The sequence below is a fragment of the Aeribacillus sp. FSL M8-0235 genome, assembly GCF_038000355.1.
In the GTDB taxonomy this organism is placed as follows: Bacteria; Bacillota; Bacilli; order Bacillales; family Aeribacillaceae; genus Aeribacillus; species Aeribacillus composti.
The window spans coordinates 1,649,063-1,661,010 of sequence record NZ_JBBOBW010000001.1; the positions used below are offsets into that span (position 1 = coordinate 1,649,063).

Here is an 11,948-nt window from a genome sequence, read left to right on the forward strand (position 1 = left end):
ATCGAAAAACGTTCAACGTTTCCACAGTATTTATGGTATAATAGCCTAGGTTCAGTTTAGCAAATAGGAGATGACAGTGTGAAAGTTAGAAACGACTTACGCAATATTGCTATTATCGCGCACGTAGACCATGGGAAAACAACATTGGTTGACCAATTGCTTCGCCAATCAGGAACGTTCAGGGAAAATGAACAAGTGGCGGAGCGCGCATTAGATTCCAATGACTTGGAGCGCGAGCGCGGAATCACCATCTTAGCCAAAAATACGGCGATTGAATATAAAGGAACGACCATTAATATTTTAGATACGCCTGGTCATGCCGACTTTGGCGGAGAAGTAGAACGAATTATGAAAATGGTCGATGGCGTGCTGCTAGTTGTCGACGCCTATGAGGGCTGCATGCCGCAGACAAGATTTGTTTTGAAGAAAGCGTTGGAACAAAACTTAACACCGATTGTCGTCGTGAACAAAATTGACAGAGAGTTTGCCCGGCCTGAAGAAGTTGTCGATGAAGTGCTTGAGCTGTTTATTGAGCTTGATGCAAACGATGATCAATTAGAATTTCCGGTTATTTATGCTTCGGCCATCAACGGAACGGCAAGCACAGATCCAACTAAACAGGATGAAAATATGGAAGCTCTATTTGATGCGATTATCGAACATATTCCTGCACCTGTTGATAACAGCTCAGAACCCCTTCAATTCCAGGTGGCGCTGCTGGATTACAACGACTATGTTGGGCGGATCGGCATCGGCCGCATTTTTCGCGGAGAGATGAAAGTCGGACAACAAGTCGCATTAATGAAGCTTGACGGAAGTGTGAAGCATTTCCGTGTTACGAAAATGTTTGGATTTAAAGGATTAAAACGATTGGAAATTGAACAGGCAAAAGCTGGTGATCTTGTCGCTGTTTCTGGAATGGAAGACATTAATGTCGGGGAAACGGTTTGTCCAGTTGATCATCAAGAGGCGCTACCTGTTCTTCGGATTGATGAACCGACGCTGCAAATGACGTTTTTAGTTAACAACAGCCCTTTCGCAGGCAGAGAAGGAAAATATGTGACGGCGAGAAAAATCGAAGAAAGGCTGCATGAACAACTGCAAACAGATGTTTCGCTAAGAGTGGAGCCGACGGATTCCCCGGATAAATGGATAGTATCAGGGCGAGGCGAGCTTCATTTATCCATTTTAATTGAAAACATGCGCAGGGAAGGGTATGAGCTGCAAGTTTCGAAGCCTGAAGTAATTGTAAAAGAAATCGATGGAGTACTTTGCGAACCGGTTGAACGGGTGCAGGTGGACGTTCCAGAGGAATACACAGGTCCTGTCATGGAATCATTGGGCGCGCGCAAAGGGGAAATGGTCGACATGATCAATAACGGAAATGGACAAGTCCGCTTGATTTTTATGGTGCCATCGCGCGGATTAATCGGCTACACGACCGAATTTATGTCTTTAACAAGAGGATACGGCATCATAAACCATTCGTTTGACTCGTATCAGCCTATGCAAAAAGGACAAGTTGGCGGAAGGCGTCAAGGGGTTCTTGTTTCAATGGAAACTGGAAAAGCTACCTCTTATGGCATTCAACAGGTCGAAGATCGCGGAACGATTTTCGTTGAACCCGGAACAGACGTGTACGCTGGGATGATTGTCGGTGAACATAATCGTGAAAATGACCTTGTTGTGAATATATGTAAAGTAAAACAACAAACAAATATCCGTTCTTCGACGAAAGAACAAACGGTCGGAATGAAAAAAGCTCGGATCATGTCGTTGGAAGAAGCACTTGAATATTTAAATGATGATGAATATTGTGAAGTCACGCCTCAATCGATTCGTTTAAGAAAGAAAATCTTGGATAAAAACGAGAGGGAAAAAGCAGCGAAAAAGAAAAAACTGTCAAGTCAAAGCTAATGAGTGAAAGGGGGAGGGACGTAGTGACAGAAGAACAAGTAATTGAAAGGCTGTCTTTTTTTGCACGTCTTTTCCGTGTTCATGAGCAGCATGATGTCGGAATGTGGTATTTGTATATTACCATTCTGATTTTATCAATTATTGTATATAAACTAGGATTTGCTAAGAAGCTCCCGATTTTAAAGTCTGCTATAATCTATTTATTTCTCGCTTTGGGCTGTACGGTGCTGACGTTTTTGGCAATTTTTCTGCCGATTGCAGAAGGATTGGTAGTCGCTGTCCTTATTTTAAGCATATATAAAATTCGGCTTTACTATTCGAAAAAAAATGAAAACAACACATAGCTTTAAAGAAAATAAAAACAGATGTCGGTATGTGCCAGCGCGCACCACCTTCATCTGTTTAACTTTTTTTCTGAGTATTTTTCTGTTCTCAAAAAAGCTCATTCCTTTTTCTTTCGCGGTACAAACGGAATTTTCCAGTTGATAGTCTTTTGTTTGTTTTTTCCGTAATTCGATTATAGCAAGTATTGCACATATATGTATGAATCGGTCTATTCCTCAGCTGTTTTGCCTTCAATGATTCGTCATCAATTGTTTCGATTTTATCGCATAAAACACATTTGACTTTCATCTTGCTTCTCACACTTTCTAATCAAATTTTTAAGCTTTGTACAACGTTGTTCGTCTCAGCATCAAAAGGCTTCGATGATAGTTTGGATTGCTTTCAGACAACACGCCTCTATACTCACTCGCCTCTCGCATAGTATATCACGTTTTGCTTCCGCTCACACAATTTCTTTTGCAACTTTGCAAAAGAATCAAGCCAGCAGCGGCTTTATACGACTTACACACAATACAATTTCTATAAGAAAAGACAGAAAAATAAGCTATTGAGCCACTTTCGAGTATTGCAAAAAACATTGTGAGACAGGTCAATACTCTTTATCCAAACCAGAGCCATTTGCATTTCCGTTCCGACTTGGGATCGTGAATCATCCGGCGATAGTCAAGCTATTAAAATGAATAGACATACTGATCTTCAGCCGCGCAGGTCGATAGTGAAACAATGTTTTATGAGTTGTTATTTTATTAAATATGACAAAATATCATCGGATTTTGACTAAAAGGTGTTGAAAGCAATGAAAAACGCTTAAGCTTCGGACTTAAGCGTTTTAATGTCTTTATTGTTGTTTTTGGTTTGATTGATCACGCTGTTCTTTATTCAGCTCTTGATTTTTTGACTTCGGAAGCTGATCTTTTTCATTCATCGGCTGCTTTTGTTGATTGTCTGTCGCGTCACCAGGAAGATCCGGCATCAATCTTCCGACGATTTGAGCGAGCTCATCTAGAATGCCGCCAATGGGCCGGCCGTTTTGAATTTCCTCTCCAATTTGGCGGATTCGTTCATTTGTGTCTGGATCGGCAATAACTACAGCATAAGCCCCGTAAGGATCGTTTTTTAATGATTCTGCAACGGAATACTTAATCGATTCAACTTTTGAACGATCCAGCTTTTTGTCGACATCAATTCCGACGACTGCATAATTTCCAAGAACAACTGCAGTTGCATCATTTACATCTGGAACATTTTCGGCTATTTTTGCCAAGCGGCGGGCGATTTCCTGGCCGGATTTGCGATCAACATTTTCCCGCACGGAATCTTTGACAGTAATTGTTCTTGAATAGTTTTCACCACGATTTTCCTCTCGTGCATTTTCGTTTGTGGAACAACCGTTTAAAATAAAGCCGACAAGCAAAATAAACATCAAAAAGCTGCGCATGCTATCACTCCTTTTCTTACAAGTAAGGTGTAAAGTAATCCATTGCTTATTTAGTGCTTCCGTCTTTGACGAATAACATTGGTTCTAGTTACAAAACTTATAAAGAAGCCTGAATCTTTCGGAGTTTACTCCCGACTGGATTGTAGAAGACATCGGCTTAGGCAGCATCTTTCTTTATTTATTGTTTAATAAACCTTCTATCTTTATTCATAAAGACATATATTTTAGCTAAGGAAGCCTCCAATAATTTCGGATGAGGGAGGAAGAAAGATTGGGCAAGATATATGTGCTGGATACGAATGTTTTGTTGCAGGATCCGAATTCCATTTTTTCCTTTGATGAGCACGAAGTTGTAATACCTGCCGTTGTTCTTGAAGAGGTGGATTCCAAAAAAAGATATATGGATGAAGTTGGACGAAATGCGCGCCAAGTTTCAAAAATCATTGATCAGTTGAGGGAACAAGGGAAATTGCACGAAAAAATTCCTCTGCCAAACGGCGGATCTTTAAGAATTGAATTAAATCATCGTTCGTTTCATGATCTGCAGGAGATTTTCGTGGAAAAAACAAATGATAACCGAATTTTGGCAGTAGCCAAAAATTTATCATTGGAAGAGCAATCAAAGAAAGATGGAAAATCGGTAATTTTAGTCAGCAAAGATGCTTTAGTGAGAGTGAAGGCAGATGCGATTGGACTTCATACTGAAGATTTTCTGAGCGATCGTGTAGTAGAAATTGACCATATCTATACAGGGTTTCTTGACCTTTACATAAGTATGGAAAACTTAAACCGATTTTATGAGAAAAATGAGCTGCTGCTGTCGGAAATAACCAATCATCCTTTTTATCCGAATCAATTTATTTTGCTGAAGGATGCTTTAGGAGGCAAATCATCTGCCATTGGGATTGTCGATAAAACAGGGAAAAGATTGAAAAAGATTGTTTTTCAGCATGACCATGTTTGGGGAATTCAGCCGAGAAATGTTCAACAAACGATGGCATTCGAACTATTAATGAGACACGATATTCAGCTCGTGACTTTGATCGGCAAAGCAGGTACAGGAAAAACGCTTTTGGCTTTAGCGGCCGGGCTGATGCAAACAGAAGACATGGAATCATATAAAAAGCTTCTTGTCGCCAGACCAATTGTTCCAATGGGAAAAGATATCGGTTTTTTGCCGGGAGAAAAAGAAGAAAAACTGAGGCCTTGGATGCAGCCGATATGGGATAATTTAGAATATTTATTTAATACGAAAAAAGCTGGCGAGCTTGATGCGATTTTAGCAGGTATGAATTCGATCGAGGTGGAGGCGCTGACTTATATTCGCGGCAGGAGCATCCCGGAACAATTTATCATCATCGATGAAGCGCAAAATTTGACGAAACATGAAGTGAAGACGATTTTAACAAGAGTTGGCGAAAAAAGCAAAATTGTGTTGATGGGGGATCCAGGACAAATTGATCATCCTTATTTAGATGAATATAACAATGGGTTGACCTATGTAGTGGAAAAATTTAAAGATCAAGCAATTGCCGGGCATGTAAAATTACTGAAAGGCGAACGATCCCAATTGGCGCAAATAGCAGCAGATTTGTTATGAAAAAGTGAGATGTTGTAGTTTTTAAAAGCCTCAGGGGTCAGAGATAAAAGTGTGAGCTTTGCAGAAGCTGATTTATCTTAAGCTCTTTGCAGCATCCAAAAAGATTTTTTGCGCTAACATTTGCGATTCTACTCAAATTGTGAGCAATGGAAAAAAAGGGATTGTCCAGAAAGTCAAATCGCCATTGGTAATAAACACCGATATATCAACGTTTCTAAAACATTAATGGGGGCGTCAATAAGCCGTAAAACGACTTATTAGACACCCCCAAAAATTATTTTACGATTATTGCTCTCACCTTTTTAATTGGATCATTGCGGTTCGAGCCATCTCCGTAAATGATGTGGACAGGGCCGTCTTCTTTTAGCGGTTTTCCTTCCTTGCTGAATGCCAAAATGCATTCTTCTGCTTTTTCAATCGGCATTTCGACTTCGCCGTTTTCGGTTTCAAAAACGACCGTTTTGGCGTTCGTTAACGGTTCAGCATTTGATAAAAACGGTTTAAGCGGCATGCCGAAAGTCCCGGTAAGCACCTTTTCTTTTTCAAATTTTTGTTCCGTTTTTAAAGTAGGCGGAAATACAGCTCCCTCCTGAATCTCCCGTTGCCATTGATTTGCTGTTTTTTGCACATAGTCCTCTTCTATGTTTTCCTCTTTGCGGCCTTGATCAAAATATGTATTTAAATCAATGCGGCGGTCATCAAAGATCCAAACACCTGGGTCCAAAGTAATTGGAAATTTTACATTCCCTTTTATTTGAATAATATCGCTCATGAGCATCCCTCCACGTTAAAGTATAAGCGCTTTTATGGATTTTGTCACATTCCGTTGCCCATTTCAGTTCAAAAAGGCGACAGTCAGGCGGCTGAGTCCAGACGCGGCAAATCAATCAGACGAATTCTTCTAGCATTTTTTTGGAAGGTTCATACATATATATGAACAACTTTAAAATTATTAGGGAAGGAGGGTGCGTGTTTCCTTGCAATTTTCCTTTATAACATTTAATATTAATAGATAGAATAGGGATTCCTTAATGGGGAACGGAGGGATTCAGATGGCATCATTTGAAATGGTTCTTAGTCACCGGGAAAAGGCTCTTTCGCTTTTAAAGGCGGATGCAGATAAAATCATGAAATTGATTAAAGTACAAATGGACAATTTGACAATGCCTCAATGTCCTCTTTATGAAGAGGTTTTAGATACGCAAATGTTCGGATTATCTCGGGAAATTGACTTTGCTGTCAGACTAGGCCTGATTGAAGAACGCGAGGGAAAAGCTCTGCTTGATGAGCTTGAGCGTGAGCTGTCAGCTCTGCACGAGGCATTTGTACGAAAATAAAAAGCTTGCTCAAACCGGTAAAAAAAAGGTTTGGGCTTTTATTTTATCTTTTCCATTTCTCATATCGACCTTCCACAATAGGTGTTCCTTCGCAATTTTTATTTTGCCATTGAGAAAATGAATTGTTCAAAGTATAATAGAAAATAAATTTTCTTTACACTTATGAAAACAATGACTGTGTATTTATTTTGCAACAAGAAGAGCAGCAAGTCGTAAGGAAGATGAACATGTTGAAACGAATTTTAAAATCATATGATTATTCGCTTATTTTAGCAGTTTTCTTATTATGCGGTTTCGGCTTGGTCATGGTGTACAGTTCAAGTATGATCATGGCAGTCACGAGGTATTATACGGAAAGCGATTATTTTTTTCGCAAGCAATTGTCCTCGCTCCTGCTTGCAACGATAGCTTTTCTAGTAATGATGTTTTTTCCGTACCGCGCTCTGCTGAACGGAAAATTTATAAGAATTTTGTTTTTTGGATCGATTGCTATTCTCGGGCTGTTATTTATTTTTGGACATGTTGCCGGCGGTGCGCAAAGCTGGTTTAAAGTTGCCGGAAGAGCCATTCAGCCGGGAGAATTTGTCAAGCTTTCCGCCATTATTTATTTATCAGCTGTATACGAAAAAAAGCAATCGTACATATGGCACTTCGGAAAGGGAGCATTGCCTCCGGTAATCTTTACCGTATTGATTTGCGTTTTTGTTATGCTTCAGCCTGACATTGGGACATCATTCATTATTGGAATGATTGCCTTGTCTATTATTTTATGTTCAGGTATGGGCATCAAAAACATGTTAAAGTTAGTATTGCTTGCTTTATTTTTCTTATTGCTGCTAAGTCCGCTCATTTTATTTAAGGCCGATGATATTTTTAGTAAAGAACGTCTTTCCCGCTTTACAGGGTATACGGATCCATTTGAACATGAAGACGGAGCAGGTTATCAGCTCGTCAATTCATATATTGCGATCGGATCCGGAGGTCTTACTGGACTGGGGCTGGGGGAAAGCGTGCAAAAATACGGATATTTGCCGGAAGCGCACACTGATTTTATTATGGCCGTTGTAGCGGAAGAGCTAGGTATTTTCGGTGTATTATTTGTTCTTACGCTTTTGGCGTTTATCGTTTTAAAAGGCCTCTATATTGCAAGAAAATGCACCGACCCGTTTGGTACATTGATTGCTGTAGGAGTTTCAAGCATGATCGCTATTCAAACGGCCGTCAACTTGGGAGGAGTGACAGGACTGATCCCGATCACTGGTGTTACATTGCCGTTTGTCAGCTATGGAGGCTCATCGTTATTAGTACTTTTAATATCGATGGGATTGTTAGTGAATGTTTCAATGTTTGTCAATTACCGGGAGCAATATAAAAAAGAAAAAGAAATTGCAAGCATGTAATCGTTCCGCCATATGCTGCTCTAATTTTATTTTCTTGAAAATCTAATATACACTGCAAGGGGGATTTATATGACGAACAGAAAAATTGAAAAAATCTTAGTAGCAAACCGTGGAGAAATCGCGATTCGGGTATTTCGAGCTTGCAATGAATTGAATATCCGAACTGTTGCAATTTATTCCAGGGAAGATTCAGGTTCTTATCATCGATATAAAGCAGATGAAGCTTATTTAGTTGGCGAAGGAAAAAAACCGATCGAAGCATATCTCGATATTGACGGTATCATTGAAATTGCAAAAGCTCATGACGTGGATGCTATTCATCCCGGATACGGTTTTTTATCTGAAAATATCGAATTTGCTAGAAAATGCGAAGAAGCCGGAATCATTTTTATCGGCCCTAGAACAGAGCACTTAGATATGTTTGGCGATAAAGTGAAAGCTAGACATCAGGCGGAAAAGGCCGGAATTCCAGTCATTCCAGGCAGCAACGGTCCAGTCAAAAGCTTGGATGAAGTGATTCAGTTTGGTGAAGAATACGGGTATCCGTTTATCATTAAAGCTGCTCTTGGCGGCGGAGGCCGGGGTATGCGCATAGTCCGTTCAAAGGCTGGAGTAAAGGATTCTTATGAACGAGCTAAATCGGAAGCAAAAGCTGCATTCGGCAGCGACGAAGTGTATGTAGAAAAGCTGATCGAAAATCCGAAGCATATTGAAGTGCAAATCATTGGTGACCACGATGGAAACATTGTTCATCTTTATGAGAGGGACTGTTCTGTCCAACGTCGTCATCAAAAAGTCGTGGAAGTTGCTCCAAGCGTTTCTTTAAAGCAGGAATTAAGGGATAAAATTTGCGAAGCGGCTGTACGGTTAATGAAAAATGTCAACTATGTCAATGCAGGTACGGTGGAATTTTTAGTTTCCGGAGATGACTTTTATTTCATCGAAGTAAATCCGCGTGTTCAAGTAGAACATACGATTACTGAAATGATTACAGGGATAGATATCGTTCAAACACAAATTCTTGTGGCAGAAGGCCACTCAATTCACAGCCCGGAAGTTGGAATTCCAAGACAGGAAGACATTAAAACATGGGGATATGCTATTCAAGCAAGGGTGACGACGGAAGATCCGCTGAACAATTTCATGCCGGACACTGGAAAAATTATGGCGTATCGTTCCGGAGGCGGCTTTGGCGTTCGATTGGATACCGGAAACAGCTTCCAAGGCGCTGTTATTACACCTTATTATGATTCATTGCTTGTAAAAGTATCGACATGGGCGCTATCGTTTGAGCAAGCTGCCAGAAAAATGATTCGAAATTTAAGAGAATTTCGAGTTCGCGGAATAAAAACAAATATTCCTTTTTTGGAAAATGTCATTAAACATGAGAAATTTTTATCTGGAGAATATGATACGTCCTTTATTGATTCATCACCTGAGCTGTTCGTTTTCCCGAAACAACGAGATCGGGGAACAAAAATGCTCACATATATTGGGAATGTGACGGTGAACGGTTTTCCAGGCATCGGGAAAAAGAAAAAACCAGTATTTGATGAGCCACCAATTCCGCACGTAAAATTATCGGAGCCTATTCCAGAAGGAACGAAACAAATTTTAGAGAAAGAAGGAGTCGACGGCCTTGTTAAATGGGTAAAAGAACAAAAACAAGTGCTGTTGACGGATACGACTTTCCGAGATGCTCATCAATCATTGTTGGCAACTCGCGTGCGTACAAATGATATTAAAAAGATTGCTGAACCTACTGCGAGATTGCTTCCAAACCTGTTTTCGCTTGAGATGTGGGGAGGAGCAACGTTTGATGTTGCCTATCGCTTTTTAAAAGAAGATCCGTGGGAAAGACTTCAAATTGTCAGAAAGCATGTGCCAAACTTGCTTCTGCAAATGCTTTTGCGCGCATCGAATGCTGTCGGATATAAAAACTATCCAGATAATGTAATTAAAGAATTTGTCGAAAGATCAGCGGAAGCAGGCATTGATGTGTTCAGAATCTTTGACAGCTTAAACTGGGTAAAAGGGATGACCCTTGCCATCGATGCTGTCCGAAAAACCGGAAAAATTGCCGAAGCAGCCATCTGTTATACAGGGGATATTCTCGATCCAACAAGAAGAAAATATGATTTGAATTATTACAAACAGATGGCAAAAGAATTGGAAGCATCAGGCGCACAAATTTTAGGCATTAAAGATATGGCAGGATTGTTGAAGCCACAGGCGGCATATGAGCTTATTTCAGTGTTAAAAGAAACGGTCGATCTGCCAATTCATTTGCATACACATGATACGAGCGGAAACGGCATTTACACATATGCCAAAGCGATCGAAGCAGGGGTCGATATTATAGATACGGCGTTGAGCTCAATGGCCGGTTTAACTTCTCAGCCAAGTGCCAATTCTTTATATTATGCGCTTGAAGGTTCGGAAAGAAGACCGAATGTTAACATTCAATCATTGGAAAAGCTGTCTCAATATTGGGAAGAAGTGCGCAAATATTATCAAGACTTTGAGAGCGGCATGAAAGCTCCTCATTCAGAAGTTTATGTACATGAAATGCCTGGCGGACAATACAGCAATTTGCAGCAGCAGGCGAAGGCTGTAGGTTTGGGTGACCGCTGGGAGGAAGTGAAAGAAATGTACAGCCGCGTCAACCAAATGTTTGGTGATATTGTCAAAGTAACTCCGTCATCAAAAGTTGTTGGTGACATGGCGCTCTTTATGGTTCAGAACAATTTAACGGAAGAAGACGTATATGAGCGTGGAGAATCGCTTGACTTCCCAGATTCAGTCATTGAATTTTTTGCCGGATATCTCGGCCAGCCGTACGGAGGCTTTCCGAAAGAGCTCCAGCGCGTGATTTTAAAAGGCCGTGAGCCGATTACAGTTAGACCTGGTGAGCTATTGGAGCCGGTTAATTTCCAAGCATTAAAAGAAGAGCTGGAGCAGCTGCTCCATCGTGAGCCGACGCCTTACGAGACGATCGCTTATGCACTGTATCCAAAAGTGTTCACGGAATATTTGAAAACATATGAACAATATGGAAACATTTCTGTTTTAGATACACCGACATTCTTCTACGGAATGCGTTTAGGCGAAGAAATTGAAGTGGAAATTGAAAAAGGAAAAACGCTGATTGTGAAGCTAGTTTCCATTGGCCAACCGCAGCCTGATGGAACGCGGATCGTGTACTTTGAATTAAACGGCCAGCCGCGTGAGGTTGTCATTAAAGACGAGAGCATCAAATCAACTGTTCAGCAAAGAGTCAAAGCAGATCCGCAAAACCCTGAACATATTGGAGCATCTATGCCTGGAACAGTAATTAAAGTCTTGGTAGAAAAAGGCGAAAAAGTAAATAAAGGCGATCATTTAATGATCACTGAATCAATGAAAATGGAAACGACTGTTCAAGCTCCGTTTGCAGGTGTTATTAAAGATATTTATGTGAAGAGCGGAGAAGCTATTCAAACAGGTGATTTGTTAATCGAAATCACTAAATAATAAATTTTGTGCCAGCCATTTTTGGCTGGTTTTTTTATGTAAAATTTTAAAATTTAAAACTTCGTTTCGAAAAAACTATTGAAAATGATTTTCACTCATGTTATTCTTTAATTAATGATGAAAATCATTCTCAAGAAAGGCTGTGACGACATGACAATGCTTTTTGTCGGTAGTACGGTTTTGATTTATAGCATTTTAATCGGATATGTTTTGAAGCGAGTCGATTCAAATTCATAAATAAATTTTTCATATATTACATAGCGGGGATTGGCAAAAAACAGTCAATCTCTTTTTTATGGGAAAACTGAGCTTTTTAACAGTCGCTTGGGAGGAAGCGAAGCGGGTTTTTTCTTGTCCAGGCTCCTGAAAATAATTTTTTTGCCTTCATTTACGGGCAA

The 11,948-nt window shown here is 40.2% G+C and carries 9 protein-coding genes; 6 read left to right on the forward strand and 3 right to left on the reverse strand.

The window, feature by feature from the left end; all coding sequences use genetic code 11:
- Window positions 1-78 precede the first annotated feature (78 nt).
- Window positions 79-1,917, forward strand: coding sequence for a translational GTPase TypA (gene typA / locus NSQ71_RS07975; RefSeq protein WP_094245652.1), 1,839 nt, complete (start codon window positions 79-81; stop codon window positions 1,915-1,917).
- Between the two features lie 23 nt (window positions 1,918-1,940).
- Complete coding sequence (locus NSQ71_RS07980; protein ID WP_232515525.1) at window positions 1,941-2,261, forward strand: YlaH-like family protein; 321 nt, start codon at window positions 1,941-1,943, stop codon at window positions 2,259-2,261.
- Between the two features lie 88 nt (window positions 2,262-2,349).
- On the opposite strand, the gene NSQ71_RS07985 is transcribed toward NSQ71_RS07980, so the two are convergent.
- Window positions 2,350-2,550: a YlaI family protein gene (locus NSQ71_RS07985; protein ID WP_063389656.1), complete on the reverse strand. Its 201-nt coding sequence runs from the start codon at window positions 2,548-2,550 to the stop codon at window positions 2,350-2,352.
- 550 nt (window positions 2,551-3,100) lie between these two features.
- Entirely contained in the window at window positions 3,101-3,700 is a 600-nt protein-coding gene (locus NSQ71_RS07990) for a YhcN/YlaJ family sporulation lipoprotein (RefSeq protein WP_063389657.1), read from the reverse strand.
- Between the two features lie 253 nt (window positions 3,701-3,953).
- On the opposite strand from NSQ71_RS07990, the gene NSQ71_RS07995 reads away from it, so the two are divergent.
- Window positions 3,954-5,300: a PhoH family protein gene (locus NSQ71_RS07995; protein WP_445206412.1), complete on the forward strand. Its 1,347-nt coding sequence runs from the start codon at window positions 3,954-3,956 to the stop codon at window positions 5,298-5,300.
- A 274-nt stretch (window positions 5,301-5,574) separates the two neighbouring features.
- On the opposite strand, the gene NSQ71_RS08000 is transcribed toward NSQ71_RS07995, so the two are convergent.
- Complete coding sequence (locus NSQ71_RS08000; protein WP_327855915.1) at window positions 5,575-6,072, reverse strand: peptidyl-prolyl cis-trans isomerase; 498 nt, start codon at window positions 6,070-6,072, stop codon at window positions 5,575-5,577.
- Between the two features lie 280 nt (window positions 6,073-6,352).
- Here NSQ71_RS08000 and NSQ71_RS08005 point away from each other — a divergent pair, with 280 nt between their 5' ends.
- The 3 genes from NSQ71_RS08005 to pyc all read left to right on the forward strand — a co-directional run bounded on the left by NSQ71_RS08005 (window position 6,353) and on the right by pyc (window position 11,550).
- Window positions 6,353-6,637 (forward strand): YlaN family protein, encoded by a 285-nt coding sequence (locus tag NSQ71_RS08005; protein ID WP_063389660.1) that lies wholly within the window; start codon window positions 6,353-6,355, stop codon window positions 6,635-6,637.
- 227 nt (window positions 6,638-6,864) lie between these two features.
- Window positions 6,865-8,037 carry an FtsW/RodA/SpoVE family cell cycle protein gene (locus NSQ71_RS08010; RefSeq protein WP_311067232.1) on the forward strand — a complete coding sequence of 391 codons (1,173 nt, stop codon included), beginning with the start codon at window positions 6,865-6,867 and terminating at the stop codon, window positions 8,035-8,037.
- Window positions 8,038-8,106: 69 nt separating this feature from the next.
- Window positions 8,107-11,550: a pyruvate carboxylase gene (pyc, locus tag NSQ71_RS08015; protein WP_063389662.1), complete on the forward strand. Its 3,444-nt coding sequence runs from the start codon at window positions 8,107-8,109 to the stop codon at window positions 11,548-11,550.
- Window positions 11,551-11,948: the final 398 nt, after the last annotated feature.